The 16,841-nt window shown below is 66.9% G+C and carries 12 protein-coding genes; 10 read left to right on the forward strand and 2 right to left on the reverse strand.

The features are described from left to right. Positions 1 to 126 precede the first annotated feature (126 nt). On the forward strand, positions 127 to 3,663 hold the full coding sequence (gene nifJ, locus FX134_RS13660) for a pyruvate:ferredoxin (flavodoxin) oxidoreductase (RefSeq protein ID WP_080803123.1): 3,537 nt from the start codon (positions 127 to 129) through the stop codon (positions 3,661 to 3,663). A gap of 274 nt (positions 3,664 to 3,937) precedes the next feature. Here nifJ and FX134_RS13665 read toward each other — a convergent pair whose 3' ends face one another. Beyond that, positions 3,938 to 5,005 carry a hypothetical protein gene (locus FX134_RS13665; RefSeq protein WP_143412210.1) on the reverse strand — a complete coding sequence of 356 codons (1,068 nt, stop codon included), beginning with the start codon at positions 5,003 to 5,005 and terminating at the stop codon, positions 3,938 to 3,940. Positions 5,006 to 5,215: 210 nt separating this feature from the next. On the opposite strand from FX134_RS13665, the gene FX134_RS13670 reads away from it, so the two are divergent. The 3 genes from FX134_RS13670 to ligA all read left to right on the forward strand — a co-directional run bounded on the left by FX134_RS13670 (position 5,216) and on the right by ligA (position 9,045). Further along, positions 5,216 to 6,082: an NAD(P)H-hydrate dehydratase gene (locus tag FX134_RS13670; RefSeq protein WP_080803131.1), complete on the forward strand. Its 867-nt coding sequence runs from the start codon at positions 5,216 to 5,218 to the stop codon at positions 6,080 to 6,082. Between the two features lie 147 nt (positions 6,083 to 6,229). Beyond that, complete coding sequence (locus FX134_RS13675) at positions 6,230 to 6,757, forward strand: HdeD family acid-resistance protein (RefSeq protein ID WP_080803134.1); 528 nt, start codon at positions 6,230 to 6,232, stop codon at positions 6,755 to 6,757. Between the two features lie 155 nt (positions 6,758 to 6,912). Continuing rightward, positions 6,913 to 9,045: an NAD-dependent DNA ligase LigA gene (gene ligA, locus FX134_RS13680; protein WP_080803137.1), complete on the forward strand. Its 2,133-nt coding sequence runs from the start codon at positions 6,913 to 6,915 to the stop codon at positions 9,043 to 9,045. A 27-nt stretch (positions 9,046 to 9,072) separates the two neighbouring features. On the opposite strand, the gene FX134_RS13685 is transcribed toward ligA, so the two are convergent. Continuing rightward, a complete protein-coding gene (locus FX134_RS13685) occupies positions 9,073 to 9,780 on the reverse strand; it encodes a FadR/GntR family transcriptional regulator (protein ID WP_080803140.1) in 708 nt (235 codons plus the stop codon). Positions 9,781 to 10,008: 228 nt separating this feature from the next. On the opposite strand from FX134_RS13685, the gene FX134_RS13690 reads away from it, so the two are divergent. The 6 genes from FX134_RS13690 to FX134_RS13715 all read left to right on the forward strand — a co-directional run bounded on the left by FX134_RS13690 (position 10,009) and on the right by FX134_RS13715 (position 16,768). Beyond that, positions 10,009 to 11,046 (forward strand): DUF5692 family protein, encoded by a 1,038-nt coding sequence (locus FX134_RS13690; RefSeq protein ID WP_080803144.1) that lies wholly within the window; start codon positions 10,009 to 10,011, stop codon positions 11,044 to 11,046. A 354-nt stretch (positions 11,047 to 11,400) separates the two neighbouring features. Beyond that, positions 11,401 to 12,969 carry an ABC transporter substrate-binding protein gene (locus FX134_RS13695; protein ID WP_232050965.1) on the forward strand — a complete coding sequence of 523 codons (1,569 nt, stop codon included), beginning with the start codon at positions 11,401 to 11,403 and terminating at the stop codon, positions 12,967 to 12,969. Positions 12,970 to 13,169: 200 nt separating this feature from the next. After that, complete coding sequence (locus FX134_RS13700; protein ID WP_080803152.1) at positions 13,170 to 14,159, forward strand: ABC transporter permease; 990 nt, start codon at positions 13,170 to 13,172, stop codon at positions 14,157 to 14,159. Positions 14,160 to 14,193: 34 nt separating this feature from the next. After that, entirely contained in the window at positions 14,194 to 15,051 is an 858-nt protein-coding gene (locus FX134_RS13705) for an ABC transporter permease (RefSeq protein WP_080803155.1), read from the forward strand. Positions 15,052 to 15,060: 9 nt separating this feature from the next. Then, entirely contained in the window at positions 15,061 to 16,170 is a 1,110-nt protein-coding gene (locus FX134_RS13710) for an ATP-binding cassette domain-containing protein (RefSeq protein ID WP_232050966.1), read from the forward strand. After that, positions 16,163 to 16,768 (forward strand): ABC transporter ATP-binding protein, encoded by a 606-nt coding sequence (locus FX134_RS13715; RefSeq protein WP_080803157.1) that lies wholly within the window; start codon positions 16,163 to 16,165, stop codon positions 16,766 to 16,768. Before FX134_RS13710 ends, FX134_RS13715 begins: the two co-directional genes overlap by 8 nt. Positions 16,769 to 16,841: the final 73 nt, after the last annotated feature.

The raw sequence follows: 16,841 nt of genomic DNA on the forward strand, positions 1-16,841 counted from the left end.
CGGCGTGCTGCCCGCGGGCCGCGCCCTTCCGATGCGCGAATCCTTACTGGTATCATAGTGTGCGCTATACTCTGTTGCACGAATGGCTCTTTGAGCGAGGGGCATCCCTTCAAAGGAGAGGAAACTATGGCACGAGAATTCAAATCGATGGACGGCAACAACGCCGCGGCGTACGTCTCCTACGCGTTCACCGAGGTGGCGGGCATCTATCCCATCACGCCGTCGAGCCCCATGGCCGACCTCGTGGACCAGTGGTCCGCTGCGGGCAAGAAGAACATCTTCGGCACCACGGTGAAGGTGTGCGAGATGCAGTCCGAGGGCGGCGCCGCGGGCGCGGTGCACGGCTCGCTCGCCGCCGGTGCGCTGACCACCACCTACACGGCCTCCCAGGGCCTGCTCCTCATGATCCCCAACATGTACAAGATCGCCGCCGAGCAGCTGCCGTGCGTCCTCCATGTGAGCGCGCGCACCGTGGCCACCCAGGCGCTCTCCATCTTCGGCGACCACTCCGACGTCATGGCCTGCCGCCAGACCGGCTTCGCCATGCTCGCCGAGACCAACGTCCAGGAGGTCATGGACCTTTCCGCCGTGGCGCATCTGGCCGCCATCAAGGGCCGCGTGCCGTTCATCAACTTCTTCGACGGCTTCCGCACGTCGCATGAGGTGCAGAAGATCGCCGTGTGGGACTACGACGACCTGGCCGAGATGTGCGACATGGGCGCGGTGCGCGAGTTCCGCGAGCACGCGCTCAACCCCGAGCGCCCCGCCATGCGCGGCAGCCACGAGAACGGCGACGTCTTCTTCCAGCACCGCGAGGCCTGCAACGGCGTGTACGACGCGCTGCCGGCCGTGGTCGAGGACTACATGCACCAGGTGAACGCCAAGCTCGGCACGAACTACGAGCTGTTCAACTACTACGGCGCGCCCGACGCCGACCGCGTGATCGTGGCCATGGGCTCGTTCTGCGACGTGGTGGAGGAGGTCGTGGACTACCTCAACGCCAACGGCCAGAAGGTGGGCCTCGTGAAGGTGCGCCTGTACCGCCCGTTCGTGAGCGAGAAGTTCGTGGCGGCGCTCCCCGCCACCGTGCAGAAGATCGCCGTCATGGATCGCACGAAGGAGCCGGGCGCGCTCGGCGAGCCGCTGTACATGGACGTCGTGAACGCGCTTGCGCACGAGGGCCGCGCGAACCTCACCGTGGTGGGCGGCCGCTACGGCCTGGCCTCGAAGGACACCCCGCCCTCCAGCGTGTTCGCCATCTACACCGAGCTCGAGAAGGACGCCCCGGCGCGCGAGTTCACCGTGGGCATCGTCGACGACGTCACCAACCTGTCCCTGCCCGAGGATCCGGCCAGCCCCAACACGGCGGCCGCGGGCACCATCGAGTGCAAGTTCTGGGGCCTCGGCGGCGACGGCACCGTGGGCGCGAACAAGAACTCCATCAAGATCATCGGCGACCACACCGACAAGTACGTGCAGGCCTACTTCCAGTACGACTCGAAGAAGACCGGCGGCGTGACCATCAGCCACCTGCGTTTCGGCGACTCGCCCATCCGCAGCACCTACTACGTGAACAAGGCCGACTTCGTGGCCTGCCACAACCCCTCCTACGTCACCAAGGGCTTCCGCATGGTGAACGACGTGAAGCCGGGCGGCTCGTTCATGATCAACTGCCAGTGGACGCCCGAGGAGCTTGAGCACCACCTGAACGCCGAGGCCAAGCGCTACATCGCCACCAACGGCATCAAGCTCTACACCATCAACGCCATCGACCTCGCCCGCGAGATCGGCATGGGCAAGCGCACGAACACCATCCTGCAGTCGGCGTTCTTCACGCTGGCCGGCGTCATCCCGCAGGAGGAGGCCATCCAGTACATGAAGGACGCGGCCACGAAGTCCTACCTGAAGAAGGGCCAGGACGTCGTGGATATGAACCACCGCGCCATCGACGCGGGCGCCACGGCGTTCAAGCAGGTTGACGTGCCGGCCAGCTGGGCCGACGCGGTGGACGAGGGCGAGGCCCCCGCGCTTGCGGGCCGCGCCGAAGTGGTGAAGATGGTGCGCGAGATCATGGAGCCGGTGGGCCGCATGGACGGCGACCGCCTGCCCGTGTCCGCGTTCCTCGACCATGCCGACGGCCAGTTCGAGCAGGGCGCGGCCGCTTACGAGAAGCGCGGCGTGGCCGTGAGCGTTCCTGCGTGGGACGCCTCCACCTGCATCCAGTGCAACCAGTGCGCCTTCGTGTGCCCGCATGCCACCATCCGCCCGTTCGCGCTGACCGAGGCCGAGGCCGCCGACGCTCCGGCCGCCACCGTCATGGTGCCCGCGAAGGGCAAGGCTGCGGCCGGCATGCAGTACACGCTGGCCGTCTCGCCGCTCGACTGCATGGGTTGCGGCGTGTGCGTGAACGTGTGCCCGTCGGATTCGCTTTCCATGGTGGGCGCGGAGACGCAGCTCGCCCAGCAGGAGGTCTTCGACTGGTGCGTGGACTACGTGTCCGCCAAGCCCGAGCTCGAGGACGCCACGGTCAAGGGCAGCCAGTTCAAGCAGCCGCTGCTCGAGTTCTCCGGTGCCTGCGCCGGCTGCGCCGAGACGGCGTACGCGAAGCTCGTCACGCAGATGTTCGGCGACCGCATGTACATCACGAACGCCACCGGCTGCTCGTCCATCTGGGGCGGCCCGGCGGCCACCTCGCCTTACACGGTGAACGCCGAGGGCCATGGCCCGGCGTGGTCGAACTCGCTGTTCGAGGACAACGCCGAGCACGGCTTGGGCATGCTGCTCGGGCACGAGGCCGTGCGCGCCAAGCTGGTGGCCGACACCGAGGCGCTGCTCGCCTCCGACGCAAGCGACGCCGTGAAGGCCGCCGCCCAGGCGTGGCTCGATGCGCGCGACAACGCCGAGCTGGGCAAAGAGGCCGCTGCGGTGTACGTGGAGGCTCTCGAGGAGCTCGCGTCCGGCAATAAGCTGGCCGCCGCCATCCTTGAGAACAAGGAGTACCTGACCAAGAAGTCCGTCTGGATCTTCGGCGGCGACGGCTGGGCCTACGACATCGGCTACGGCGGGCTGGATCACGTGCTGGCGTCGGGCCAGGACGTGAACGTGTTCGTGTTCGACACCGAGGTGTACTCCAACACCGGCGGCCAGGCTTCCAAGGCGTCCAACATCGGCCAGGTGGCGCAGTTCGCCGCCGCCGGCAAGGACATCAAGAAGAAGAGCCTCACCGAGATCGCGATGAGCTACGGCTACGTGTACGTGGCGCAGGTGGCCATGGGCGCGAAGCCGGCCCAGACCATCAAGGCCATCGCCGAGGCCGAGGCCTATCCGGGGCCGTCGCTGATCATCGGCTACTCGCCGTGCGAGATGCACTCCATCAAGGGCGGTATGGCCAACTGCCAGGACGAGATGAAGAAGGCCGTGGACTGCGGCTACTGGAACCTGTTCCGCTTCAACCCGGTCGCGCCGGCGGGCAAGAAGTTCGTGCTGGACTCCAAGGAGCCGGCGGGCGGCTACCAGGAGTTCCTCATGAACGAGGCCCGCTACAGCCGCCTGACCCGCGAGTTCCCCGAGCGCGCCGGCGAGCTGTTCGAGCGCAACGAGAAGGCGGCCATGGATCGCTACGAGCACCTGCTGAAGCTGAAGGACCTCTACGCCGAGGCGTAAGGCTCGCGCGCAACCTGCTGTGACCCGAAGGGCCGCCGGAGCGATCCGGCGGCCCTTTTGCGGTGCGGGAGAGGGGGCTCCCGCCTTCGCGCTCCCTCGAGTTCGGCTCCGTGCAACGGATATCCTGATTTCTGTGCAAAAATTGCGGTAAAAAACCGGCGTCGCTTCTTCACCGCGTTTTGCGTGTGCGTTTTGCCTGTTCGTCAGGGGGTGGCGGGAGGCGCACTTGTCCGACGCCATCATTTTGCGCAGGATTCGCCCGAGGATGTTCCCTTTATCGAAAATTTTGAACAGAAAACCGAGGATCAGCTGCACGGACTTGCGAACCCCATGCGGTCGCTCGCGCTATCGTGCCGGCAACGTTTTCGGCGAGGGCGGGCTGGGTCGGGCGTTGCGAGAGCAGGCTCCAAAGGAGGGAGTGGAGTCGGATCTGGCGCGTGGCAAAATCCTTGTCGCGCGGCTGGAGGCGCTCGCCGAGCAGCTTCGCAACGGTGCCCACCAATCGGGTGAACTCTTGAAAGTTTGAGAACTGCCTGGTCGTGACGGTAAGCACGGTGATCCCGAGACGAGCGAGATCGTCGCGGCGCTTGGAGTCCTGCGCGATGCGGTGCGAGCCTGTGTGAAAGAGGTCGCTGTCGTATTCAACGGCGAGGCGAGCCTTCTCCCAGAAGAGGTCGCAGGTGTAGTAGTCTTGCCCCACGTCCCTCCTCGCATTTTTCCCAGGGTCGATCCGGTAGTTGAGCCGAGGGCTCGACAACGAGGCTCCTCCGAGGAGGTTCGGCAAGGTGAAAGCCATCGAGAGGGCGCTTTCGGCAGGGGATGCCGAATTGGGCAGGATGTAGCGCGCCGCTCTTCTGGCCTGCTTCACGCCGCGTAATCCGTCGGCCCTGTCAAGAAAGGCCCGTAATCGTGCGAGGGTGGTTTTCGGGGTCTGCCCGTACCTCATCTCCGGAGGCGCCTCGATGGTCGAATAGGTTCCGCAGAGCTCATGTCCCAAGAAGACGAGCTCGACGGTATCGACGCTCTGCGCCTCCTGTGTGAGCAAGAGCCCGGGCGAGGAAATGAGGTGGCCGTCGCCCACAACGGCAAGGGATCCGCTGGGCAAGCGCTCGTCGCGTGTATGGAAGACGACGGATTTCGAGCGGGATCTTTTAGCGTTCGCGCTCACGAGAAGGTGGATGGGCGACGAGAGCGGCAAGGCGGAGCAAAGGCTTCGGGCCTCGGCGTCCGACAATGCGCCTCCGGGCGTGCAGATCCGGGAATCCTGGGGCTGGGGCACGGGAAATGTTCTGGCGATTCGCCAGTATTCGAGGGCGGTGGTGTGGGTGAGGACGATGTTCATGGCGGGAGTGTAGCATGGTTCTGAGCTGGGGGGATGTGGAGTTTTCGGGTGCTGGATTCCTGCTGGATTTCCGCTGGATCCGCGCTGGAAATCCGCTTGATTCCTGCTGGATCCGCGTTGGAAACGGGCAAGGTTCGGGCTCGTTCTCCATGCGCTCTCCCTGCGGGCGCGCTACAATAGCGCGAAAGCCACGACGAAGGGCGGTTTCCCATGGTCGACGTACGCGAATACACCCCTGACGAGCTGCTGGCGCTCGTGCCCTTCCCGGCGCGCGAGGCGAACAAGTACTCGCGCGGGAAGCTGACGGCCGTGGTGGGCAGCGCGCGCTATCCCGGCGCCGCGTGCCTGGTGGCGTGCGCGTCGCAGCGCATGGGCGCGGGCTACACCGAGGTGGTCACGGCACCGGAGGTCGTGGGGCTCGTGCGCGCTTGCTCGCCGTCGCTTGTGGTGCGCCCGACGGAGGGCCTCGCGACGGTCGACCTCGCGCCCTCGCGGGCCGGCAAGCCGTGCGCCTACGTTGTGGGCAGCGGCTTCGACGCGCAGGACGACGAAGCCGCGCGCCTCGTGCACTTCGTCCTCAAGCGCGCCGAGGCGCCGGTGCTCGTGGACGGCGGCGGCTTGCAGGCGCTCGCCACGAAGAAGGGCCAGCGCCTGCTCAAGCGCCGCTTCATCCTGGGATGGCCGACCGTGGTGACGCCGCACGCGGGGGAAGCAGCGCGCCTGGCGGCTCCGTTCGGCCTGCCTGTCGCCGACCCCGCCGAGCTGGCCTGCTCCCTCGCGCTCGCCTACGGCGTCGTGGCCGTGGTGAAAGGGCCGGAGACGGTCATCTCCGACGGCGAGCAGACGGTGCGCATGGCCCTCGGCACGCCGGCGCTCGCGAAGGCCGGCACCGGCGACGTGCTGGCGGGTATGACAGGCGCGCTTCTGGCGCAGGGGCTCGATCCGCTCGACGCCGCCGCGTTGGGGACGACGCTCCATGCGCTGGCCGGCCGCGCGGCCGAGGAGCGCCTCACAGCCGTCTGCGTCACGGCCGAGGACGTGATCGAGGCCATTCCCGCAGCCCTCGCCGCGCTGTAGCTCCGCTGTGCGCGGCTCCGGCGGGAAAGCGGTACGTTACGGCGCGAAAACGGCTCGCCTGCCAGGTTGTCCTCGGGCGGGGCTTGGCGCTACACTATCCTGATCGTCCTCATCACAGACACGCGACAAGCTAAAGGAGCGAACGACATGGATACGACGAAAAAGCACGACTGGGGCCTGGTGATCGCGGGCATCCTGCTCGTCCTGTGCGCGTTTTTCTTCCTGGTGGCCCCGGGACTCACGCTCGTTACCATCACGGCCATCGCGGGCGCGGCCTTCCTCGTGTCCGGCATCTTCGACATCATCAACTACGTGCGGTTCCGCAAGGTGATGGACCTGTCGGGATGGGCCATCGCCTATGCGGTGCTCGACATCGTGATCGGCCTCATGTTCCTGCTGCATCCGCTTGCCTTCGCCGCCGTCATACCGTGGGTCATCGGGGCGTTCTTCCTGGTGTTCGGCGTGTTCGAGATCATCGGCGCGTTCCGCATCCGCAAGACCGGCGTGCCGATGTGGGGCTGGATGCTGTTCTCCGGCATCGTGAGCGCGCTCTGCGGCATCACGTTCTTCGTGGCGCCGGCGTCGTTCAGCATCTTCCTGTCGGTGTTCATCCTGATGCGCGGCGTGTCGCTGGTCATGTACGGGTGGAATGCGGGCAAGGCGATGATGGCCTGACGCCGCCGCTGCCGGCCGAGGGCGTTCACCGTATGGTGAAACTTTGGGCCGCACGCTCGGTACGCGCCCGCGCGTGGTAAAATCGCGAGGAAAACAAGCGAGGGCCCCGGAGAGTTTCGGGGCCCTCTTCCCGATGGCATGAAACGGCGGCGAGCATGGCAGACGAACAGCGATCTCTTCTCGACGAGCGGGCGCTTGCGGAGGCGACGAGCGACCCCGGCGCGCGCATCGAGCAGCTGCGGCGCGAGATCGAGCACCATACCTATTTATACTACGCGCAGGACGCGCCCGAGATATCCGACGGCGCGTTCGACTCGCTCATGCGCGAGCTGCGCGAGCTGGAGGCGGCGCACCCCGAGTTCTACGACGCGGCGAGCCCCACCCAGCGCGTGGGCGGCTACGTGGGCGAGCAGTTCGCGCCGGTGCGGCACGCGCGGCGCATGTACTCGCTCGACAACGCCATGGACCTGGGCGAGCTGGACGCGTGGCTCGAGCGCGTGGAGGAGGCGTTCGGGCGCATGGTGCCGGTGTGCTGCGAGCTGAAGATCGACGGGTCGTCCATCGCCCTCACGTACGAGGGTGGGCGTCTGGTGCGGGCCGCCACGCGCGGCGACGGCACCACCGGCGAGGACGTGACCGCCAACATGCGCACGGTGAAGGACGTGCCGCTGCGCCTGCGGCCCGAGGCGAACGCGGCATTGCGCGACGCCGACGCGCCGCTTGAGCTGCGCGGCGAGGTGTACATGCCGAAGTCCAGCTTCGACGCGCTCAACGCCGCCGCCGAGGCCAACGGCAAGGCCGCGTTCGCGAACCCGCGTAACGCCGCCGCGGGCAGCCTGCGGCAGAAGGACCCCGCCATCACGGCGATGCGCGACCTTTCGACGTTTCTGTATGCCACGGCCGACGAGCGCGCGCTGGCCGCCGAGGGCCAGTGGGAGCTTCTGGCGTGGCTGCGCGAGGCGGGCTTCCATGTGAACCCCGACGTGGAGCTCTGCGAAACGCGCGAGGCGGTGCACGCGTTCTGCGAGCGCGCCGTGGAGCGGCGCGACAGCCTGCCCTACGAGATAGACGGCGTGGTGGTGAAGGTGAACTCGTTCGCGCAGCAGGAGTCGATGGGCTACACCGCCCGCGCGCCGAGGTGGGCCATCGCGTTCAAGTTCCCGCCCGAGGAGAAGACCACGCTTTTGCGCGACATCACCGTGCAGGTGGGGCGCACGGGCAAGCTCACGCCCGTGGCCGAGATGGATCCGGTGTCGGTGGCCGGCTCCACCGTGGCGCGCGCGACGCTGCACAACGAGGACGAGGTCCAGCGCAAGGACGTGCGCGTGGGCGACACCGTCATCGTGCGCAAGGCGGGCGACGTGATCCCCGAGGTGCTGGGACCGGTGCTCGCGCTGCGCCCGGCCGACGCGGCGGTGTGGCACATGCCACCCTCGTGCCCGTCGTGCGGGAGCCCCGTCATCCGCGAGGAGGGCGAGGTGGACTTCCGCTGCATCTCCATCGACTGCCCGGCGCAGGCTTTGGAGCGCTTGCTGCACTGGGCGAGCCGCGGGGCCATGGACATCGACGGCATGGGCGATGAGATCGTGTCGCGCCTGGTGGAAAGCGGGCGCCTCACCGACGTGGCCGACTACTACACGCTCGACGAGGTGGAGCTGGCGCTTCTGGACATGGGCCGCGTGAACAAGGACGGCGAGCCGATACGTCTGGGCGAGACGGTGGCGAAGAAGCTCGTGGCCGCCATCGACGGCAGCCGCACGCGCCCGTTCGCCCGCGCGCTGTTCGGCCTGGGGATGCGCCATGTGGGCAAGACCATCGCTGAGCTTCTGGCCGCGGCGTACCCGACGATGGAGGCGCTCATGGAGGCGGGCGAGGAGGACCTGGCCGCCATCGACGGCGTGGGCCCGAAGATCGCGCACAGCGTGTACCTGTTCCTGCGCACGCCCGACAACGTGGCCGTCATCGAGCGTTTGCAGAAGCGCGGCGTGGCGATGGCCGACGAGGCGGGCGACGCGGCCGAGCAGCTGCCGCAGACCCTCGCGGGCCTCACGTTCGTGCTGACCGGCTCGCTTGTTGAGAGCGGTATGACCCGCGACGAGGCCGGCGCGGCGCTGAAGGCCCGCGGCGCGAAGGTGTCCGGCAGCGTGTCGAAGAAGACAAACTACGTCGTGGCCGGCGAGGCCGCCGGCAGCAAGTACGACAAGGCCGTGTCCCTCGGCGTCCCCGTGCTGGACGAAGCGGCGCTCCTCCGCATCCTCGAAACCGGCGAGGCGCCCCAAATGGCATAAAAGGGGACCGTCCCCTTTTATGCCATTTTAGTCGCGGTAGATCTGGCGGCTGCCCTCGAGGGCGTCGTCGAACACTTGGTGCAGGTGCGCGATGGCGGCGTCTCTGTCGCGGTCACGTGCGTGCTCCCAGAGCGTTCGGCGGTGCTCTTTCAGAAGCTCGATGCCGTGGCGGCGGCCGTACTCCGCCCAGAGCGCCACGCAGGGCTGCTTGAACGAGTGGGTGAGCAAAGGAGAGATCGAGTTGCCGCTCAGGCAGTTCAGCTCATGGTCGAACTCGTAGCAGCGCTCAGCGGTCTCCTGCGGCGTCGCGCCGGTCTCGAGGGCGTCGAGGCGCCGCTTGAGCTCTGAGACGTCCTTGTCCGAAAGCGTTTCGAAGGACTTCCGCAGGCTGAGCTCCAGGATGGCCAGATGGATCTCCAGCAGCGAGCGCACTTCGCGCCGGGGCAGCAGCCCGCCGTGGTACTCCATGATGGATATGAGCGTCTCGAGCGACCCGGTGCGACGGTAGTCGCAGACGAACACGCCCTTGCGCGGCCTGATTTCCAGGAACCCCTTAGCCGCCATCTCGAGGATGCCCGCATTCACCACCGGCCGGCTGACGCCCATGAGGTCGGCCAGCTCGCGTTCCGAGGGCAGCTGATCTTCGGGGGTCAGCTCACCTGACAGGATCATGTGCTCGATCTGGCTGACGAAGAGCTTCTTCAGGCTGGGGGAGGCGATCCTTTTGAATTCCATGGCGTGCTCGTTTCATCTGCTGGCAATTGGTATTACCAGTACATTGCTGAATTTGTCACTGAATATCTTCTCCTAAAACTGCTGGTAAATCAATTCCTTTTTTCTTCTATTTCTGGTGGTATAGTCTCTATCTGGTAATACCAGATGTTCGTTCGGTCACAAAAGGGGAAGGCTTGGCTTGCCGGTGATCTGGGCGGGCGAAATCGAAAGAGGAAGGAGAGGAAAGCTATGCTGTTTCAGGTATACGGAGAGAACGCGCTCTTCCAATGGTTCGGGCTGATCGCCGTCTTCGCCATTTTGATGATCCTGAACTACTATTCCATCAAGAGCAAGAAGGCGGGCATCTTCCTGCTGCTCATTCTGCCGGCGCTTTTGACGGTGTACTTCGTGGCCATCAACGTGGGGGCCTCGATGGGGGCGCAGTGGGCCCTTGAGAATCCGACCCATCTGTACATGAACGGGTGGTTCCACTACGCCAAGCTGTACGCGGTCACGTGCAGCTGCATCGGCATCATCATGGTGCGCTACCAGTGGGGCATCGGCAAGAAGAAGTGGTTCGCGTACAACGTCATGCTCATGCTGAACATCAACATCCTCATCGCGGTGGCCAGCGATATCGAGCATGCCGTCAACGCCTGGTACGCGTGGGATCTGTCGAGCGAAGGCGTGTGGCTCTACGGCGGCTGGCACAACGTGATGAACGCCATCGCGGGCCTGCTGTGCATCGCGGGCACTACGGCGTGGAACCACATTTACGTGTCGAAGCGCATCGGCAAGGACGGGCGCGACCTCATCTGGGCCGACCTCATCTGGGTGTGGATCATCGCCTACGATCTGTGGAACTTCGCCTACACCTACAACAACCTGCCGACGCACGCGTGGTACTGCGGCTTGGCGCTGCTGCTCGCCCCGACGGTGCTCGCCTTCGTGTGGAACAAGGGGTCCTGGATTCCCAACCGCGGCCATACGCTTCTGTTCTGGTGCATGTTCGCCCAGGTGTTCCCGTTGTTCATGGAGGCGGGCTCGCCGTTTGCGGTGCTGCCGGCCATGTACGCGGACGGCGTTATGACCAACGGCGCGGTGAACGTGATGCCTATGACCGTGATCTCGGCCCTGGCGCTCATCGCCAATGTGGCGTGCGTGGCGGCGGTGTTCTATCGCTCGATGAAGCTCAAGAAGAACCCGTACTTCAACGAGATGTTCACTGAGACGAAGGACTACAAGCTGGCCATGGAGCGCGTCGACTTCCAGAGCGGCACGCGCTAGGCCTTGCGCAAGACGAGCGGCACGCTTCCCCTGTCGCATCCGAGGGCGCCCTTCCGAGAAGGGCGCCCTCGCGCGTGTCGGATGTTTCACGTGAAACATTTGTTTGCGCGTACGAATGTTTTATGCGAAACAGCGCGGCTGGAAGCGCGCAGGATGTGGTGATACGGATTTGGAAATCGTAACACCCAGAAGGGTCGTCGTGTGGTATAGTGTGTTACGCAATTTTGAATCGTAACATGCTGGGTTGGAGCGCGGGACGGGCGGCCTGGCGGGCGGGAGGATCTCATATGGCACACTCGGCGGCAGTTCGCGAAGCTGGCGGGGGCGGGGGCGGCGACGCTTTCGCTCGGCGGCGTGCTGGCGGGCTGCGCGGGCGGCGGCGACGAGCCGGGCGCGCCTACAGGTGCGGGCGACGCGACCCCTTCGCAGGTGATCGTGTCCATGACCACGGGCTCCGAGCCGGCCGCGGGCTTCGACCCCCTGGTGTCGTGGGGCTGCGGCGAGCACGTGCACGAGCCGCTCATCCAGTCCACACTCATCACCACCGACACTGACCTCAGCTTCAAGAACGACCTGGCCACGTCCTACGAATGCTCCGAGGACGGCATGCGCTGGACGTTCTCCATCCGTGACGACGTGAAGTTCACCGACGGCACCCCGCTCACGGCGGGCGACGTGGCCTTCACCCTGAACGGCATCCGGGACTCCGAGGCGTCCGAGTGCGACCTGTCCATGGTGGAGCGCGTCGAGGCGCCCGACGACGCCACGGTGGTCATCGTCATGGCCAAGCCGTTCAACGCGCTTCTGTACACGCTGGCCGTCATCGGCATCGTGCCGCAGCACGCTTACGGCGAGGATTACGGCGCGAGCCCCATCGGCAGCGGCCGCTATATGCTGGAGCAGTGGGACCGCGGCCAGCAGGTCATCCTGCGTGCGAACCCTGACTATTACGGCGACGCGCCGAAGATCCAGCGCGTGGTGGCTGTGTTCATGGAGGAGGACGCCTCGCTCGCGGCAGCGCAGTCGGGCCAGGTGGACGTGGCCTACACTTCCGCGACGTTCGCGGCGCAGCAGCCGGCGGGCTACGACCTGCTGAACTGCGCGTCGGTGGACTCGCGCGGCATCTCGCTGCCCACCATCCCCGCGGGCGCGTCGAAGACCGACGAGAAGGGCCAGGCCGCCGCGGGCAACGACGTGACCTGCGACTTGGCCGTGCGCCAGGCCATCAACTACGGCGTGGACCGCGAGCGCATGATCGAGAACGTTCTGAACGGCTTCGGCACCGTGGCCTATAGCGTAGGCGACGGCATGCCGTGGTCGTCCCCCGACATGAAGTGCGCGACCGACGTCGGGCGCGCGAAGAAGCTGCTCGACGACGCCGGCTGGGCGCTGGGCGGCGACGGCATCCGCGGGAAGGATGGCGTGCGCGCGGCGTTCAACCTGTACTACTCGGCTGGCGACACCGTGCGCCAGGGTATCGCCGAGGAGTTCTCCAACCAGATGAAGGAGCTGGGCATCGAGGTGTCCATCAAGGGCGCGAGCTGGGACGACCTCTATCCACACCAGTTCAGCGACCCGGTGGTGTGGGGCTGGGGTACCAACGCCCCCACCGAGACGTACAACCTGTTCTACTCCAAGGGCACGGGCAACTACGCTTGCTACGAGAACGCCTCCACCGACCGGTACCTGGACGAAGCGCTGGCGCAGCCGCGCGTGGAGGACTCGTTCGAGCTGTGGAAGAAGGCCCAGTGGGACGGCAAGGAAGGTTTCGCGCCGCAGGGTGACGCCCCTTGGGTGTGGTTCGCGAACATCGACCATTTGTACTTCGCGAAGGAGAACCTCAAGGTGGCCGAGCAGAAGCCCCACCCGCACGGCCACGGTTGGTCGCTCGTGAACAACGTCGATCGGTGGTCATGGGCTTAGGGCTTTCGTTGCCGACGCGGAGGGCTGGCGCAACGCCCAGTCGCTCGGACAGTCCTCGCTGCGCTGCGGAACTCGCTTGGTGGACGTCGCGCCAGCCCTCCGCTGACGCGATCGCCTTATGCGGGGGCTGGTCGATATTGTTCCTCGCTGAGACGGTTCTTGTTGCGGAGGTTTGGGGGAAGTGAGGGTATAGTAGTCGGATGGCTCGATTCATCGTTCGGAACATAGTGAAGTTCGTCTTGCTCATGGTTGCGGTGAGCTTGGTGACGTTTGTGCTGGTGAGCGTTTCGCCTATCGATCCGGTGCAGGCGAATGTGGGGCAGGCGGCGCTTGTGAACATGAGCGAGGCGAAGCGCGCGCAGCTGGCGGAATACTGGGGCGTGAACACGCCGCTCTGGGAGCGCTACGCGAACTGGTTCGGCGACCTTTTGCATGGCGACCTGGGGATGTCGCTGCGCTACAACGCGCCGGTGGCCGACGTCATCGCCACGCGGGCGGTGAACTCGCTTGCGCTCATGGCCACGGCCTGGGTGGCGAGCGGCGTGCTGGGATTCGCGCTGGGCATTCTGGCGGGTGCGAACCGCGGGCGCCTGGTGGACCGCATCGTGAAGGGGTACTGCTTCCTTCTGGCGTCGGTGCCCACGTTCTGGCTGGGGCTCGTGTTCCTTATCGTGTTCTCGGTGCAGCTGGGGTGGTTCCCGTTCGGGTTCTCGGTGCCCATCGGCGTGGCGGCGGCCGACGTGACGCTGGCCGACGCGCTGCACCACCTGGCGCTGCCGGCCCTCACGCTTTCCGTGGTGGGCGTGGCGAATATCGCGCTGCACACCCGCGAGAAGACCATCGACGTGCTGGAAAGCGACTACATGCGCTTCGCCCGCACGCGCGGGCTGTCCACCTGGGGCGCGCTGCGCCGCCATGGGCTGCGGAACCTCGCGCTGCCGGCCATCACGCTGCAATTCGCGTCCATCTCCGAGATATTCGGCGGGTCGGTGCTGGTGGAGCAGGTGTTCTCGTATCCGGGACTGGGGCAGGCGGCCGTCACGGCGGGCCTCGGCGGCGACGTGGCGCTGCTCGCGGGCATCGCGCTGTTCTCCGCCGCGTTCGTGTTCGGCGGCAACCTCATCGCCAACATGCTGTACGGCGTCATCGACCCGCGCATACGCAAGGGGGAGGTGGCGAACCGTGCCTGACGTCCAAAATGTCCCAAATGGGGACTGTCCCCATTTGGGACATTCGCCCGTGCTGCACGTTCCCCGCAAGGTGCGCCTCGGCAACCGCAAGCTCACGCTGGCGGCGTTCGTGTTCGCAGTGGCGGCGCTGGCGGCGGTGGTCGTCGCGGGCATCGCGGTGGGCGACGCGGCCACGGCCACCGACTTCGCGCAGAAGAACCTCGCGCCCAGCTTCGCGCACCCCTTCGGCACCGACTGGATGGGGCGCGACATGCTGCTGCGCACGCTGGCGGGGCTGTCCACGAGCGTGCTGGTGGGCCTTCTGGCCGCGACGGTGTCGGCCGTCATCGCGCTGGTGCTGGGAACGGCGGCGGCGCTCGGCGGCAAGGGCGTCGACGCGGCGGTCACCTGGCTCATCGACCTCATGATGGGCATCCCGCACATCGTGCTGCTCATCCTCATCTCGTTCGCGCTGGGGAAGGGCGCGCTCGGCGTGACCATCGGCGTGGCCGTGACGCATTGGCCGAGCCTCGCCCGCGTCGTGCGCGCCGAGGTGCTCCAACTCAAAGGCTCCACGTTCGTGGCCGCCGCGCGCAAGCTCGGGCAGGGGCCCGCGAGCATCGCCGTCCGCCACATGCTGCCTTACGTGCTGCCGCAGTTCATCGTGGGGCTCATCCTGCTGTTCCCGCACGCCATCCTGCACGAGGCGGCCGTGACCTTCCTCGGCTTCGGCCTGCCGCCCGAGCAGCCCGCCATCGGCGTCATCCTGAGCGAGTCGATGGCGTACCTGTCGGCGGGCATGTGGTGGCTCGCGGTGTTCCCGGGGCTCGCGCTCATGGCGACGGCGCTGTTGTTCGACGCGGCGGGGTCGAGCCTGCGCAAGCTGGTCGACCCGCACAGCGCGCAGGAATAGGAGGGCGGCATGATCGAGCACGAGGCCCTGCGCCACGAGGACGCCCAGGTCCACCATCATCACCGGCACGCGCCCGCGTCGCGCCACGAGCACGGGCACCACCTTCTGCAGGTGGAGGATCTCAGCGTGTCGTTTCGCATGTACGACGAGGACGCGCCCTTCTTCCAAGCGCGCCAGCGAGAGTCCCGGGTGATCGAGCGCCTGAGCATCTCGGTGCATGCGGGCGAGATCGTGGCCGTGGTGGGCGCGTCGGGCTCGGGCAAGACGCTTCTGGCCGACGCGATACTCGGCCTCTTCGAGCCGAACGCCACGGTCGCCGGCCGCATCTGGTTCGACGGCGAGCCTATGGACGCGGCCGCGCTCAGGCGCGTGCGCGGCCGCGGCATCTCGCTCGTGCCGCAGAGCGTGAACCACCTGGACCCGCTCATGAGGGTGGGGCGGCAGGTGGAGGGCTTCGCGCATCCGGAGGAGCCCCGTGAGGCGCGCCGCCGCCGGCGCGAGGAGCTGTTCGCGCGCTACGGCCTGGGCGAGGAGGTTGCGCGGCAGTACCCCCACGAGCTCTCGGGCGGCATGGCGCGCCGGGTGCTGCTGTGCTGCGCGCTCATGGACGACCCGCGCGTCATCATCGCCGACGAGCCTACGCCCGGCCTCGACCTTCAGCTGGCGGTGCGCGCGCTCGACGACTTCCGGCGGTTCGCGGACGAAGGCAACGGCGTGCTGCTCATCACGCACGACATCGAGCTGGCGCTGCGCGTGGCCGACCGCGTGGCGGTGTTTCGCGACGGTACCGTGGTGGAGGAGACGGCGGTCGCGAACTTCGCGTCGCCCGACCTGCTGGAGCACCCGTTCTCGCGCGAGCTGTGGCACGCGCTGCCGGAGCACGATTTTCAACCTGGGGGACCGCGGGGCGGGGGCGGCGCCGCCCAGTCGCTCGGACAGTCCTCGCTTCGCTGCGGAACTCGCTTGGTGGACGGTGCCGCCCCCGCCCCGCTCCAAGGGGGGAGCACGTCCGACGCAACCTGTGGGCGCGCGGGCGAACCTTCTCCGAACGTTGGGCGACGCGGAGATCGCGGCCGCAACGTTGGGGAAGGGGTCGACAAGGAGGACTTCCATGCTTGAGGCTCGGGGCGTTTCGTTCGGGTATCCGGGGGCGAAAAGGCTGCTGTACGAGGGGTTTGACTTGGCGGTCGGGGTGGACGAGCGGGTGGCGCTCAGCGCGCCTTCGGGGTTCGGGAAGACGACGCTTTGCCGCATCCTCGCCGGCTACGAGCGCCCGCGCGAAGGCGAGGTGCTGGTGGACGGCGCGCCGCTGCCGAAGCGCGGGGCGTGCCCGGTGCAGCTCATCCTGCAGCATCCGGAGGCGGCGGTCGATCCGCGCATGCGCATGGAGCGCACGCTGGCCGAGGCGGGCGAGGTGCCCGAGCAGCTGCTCGACGATCTGGGCATCCGCCGCGCATGGCTGCGCCGATTCCCGCACGAACTGTCCGGCGGCGAGTTGCAGCGCTTCTGCATCGCCCGCGCGCTCGCGGCGAACCCCCGCTACCTCGTGGCCGACGAGATGTCCACGATGCTCGACGCCGTCACCCAGGCGCAGATCTGGCGCTTCCTCGTGGCAGAGGTCGAGCGGCGGGGCATCGGGCTCGTGTTCGTGTCGCATTCGCCTGCCCTAGCCGCCCGCATCGCCACGCGCACGGTGGATCTGACGGCCGAAAGGTAGCCGCAAGACACGTCGCCCCCCCGCTGCGCCCCGGAACGGCGCCACGTCGCTCTCGCCCAGCAGCGATTGTCGA

Source organism: Arabiibacter massiliensis, from assembly GCF_902386925.1.
GTDB lineage: Bacteria > Actinomycetota > Coriobacteriia > Coriobacteriales > Eggerthellaceae > Arabiibacter > Arabiibacter massiliensis.

Bases quoted from the DNA above. Each gene is read 5' to 3' on its own strand.
- nifJ (WP_080803123.1), top strand. From the start codon at position 127: ATGGCACGAGAATTCAAATCGATGGACGGCAACAACGCCGCGGCGTAC.
- FX134_RS13665 (WP_143412210.1), bottom strand. From the start codon at position 5,005: ATGAACATCGTCCTCACCCACACCACCGCCCTCGAATACTGGCGAATC.
- FX134_RS13715 (WP_080803157.1), top strand. From the start codon at position 16,163: ATGCTTGAGGCTCGGGGCGTTTCGTTCGGGTATCCGGGGGCGAAAAGG.
- FX134_RS13700 (WP_080803152.1), top strand. From the start codon at position 13,170: ATGGCTCGATTCATCGTTCGGAACATAGTGAAGTTCGTCTTGCTCATG.
- FX134_RS13710 (WP_232050966.1), top strand. From the start codon at position 15,061: ATGATCGAGCACGAGGCCCTGCGCCACGAGGACGCCCAGGTCCACCAT.
- FX134_RS13675 (WP_080803134.1), top strand. From the start codon at position 6,230: ATGGATACGACGAAAAAGCACGACTGGGGCCTGGTGATCGCGGGCATC.
- FX134_RS13685 (WP_080803140.1), bottom strand. From the start codon at position 9,780: ATGGAATTCAAAAGGATCGCCTCCCCCAGCCTGAAGAAGCTCTTCGTC.
- FX134_RS13690 (WP_080803144.1), top strand. From the start codon at position 10,009: ATGCTGTTTCAGGTATACGGAGAGAACGCGCTCTTCCAATGGTTCGGG.
- FX134_RS13670 (WP_080803131.1), top strand. From the start codon at position 5,216: ATGGTCGACGTACGCGAATACACCCCTGACGAGCTGCTGGCGCTCGTG.
- ligA (WP_080803137.1), top strand. From the start codon at position 6,913: ATGGCAGACGAACAGCGATCTCTTCTCGACGAGCGGGCGCTTGCGGAG.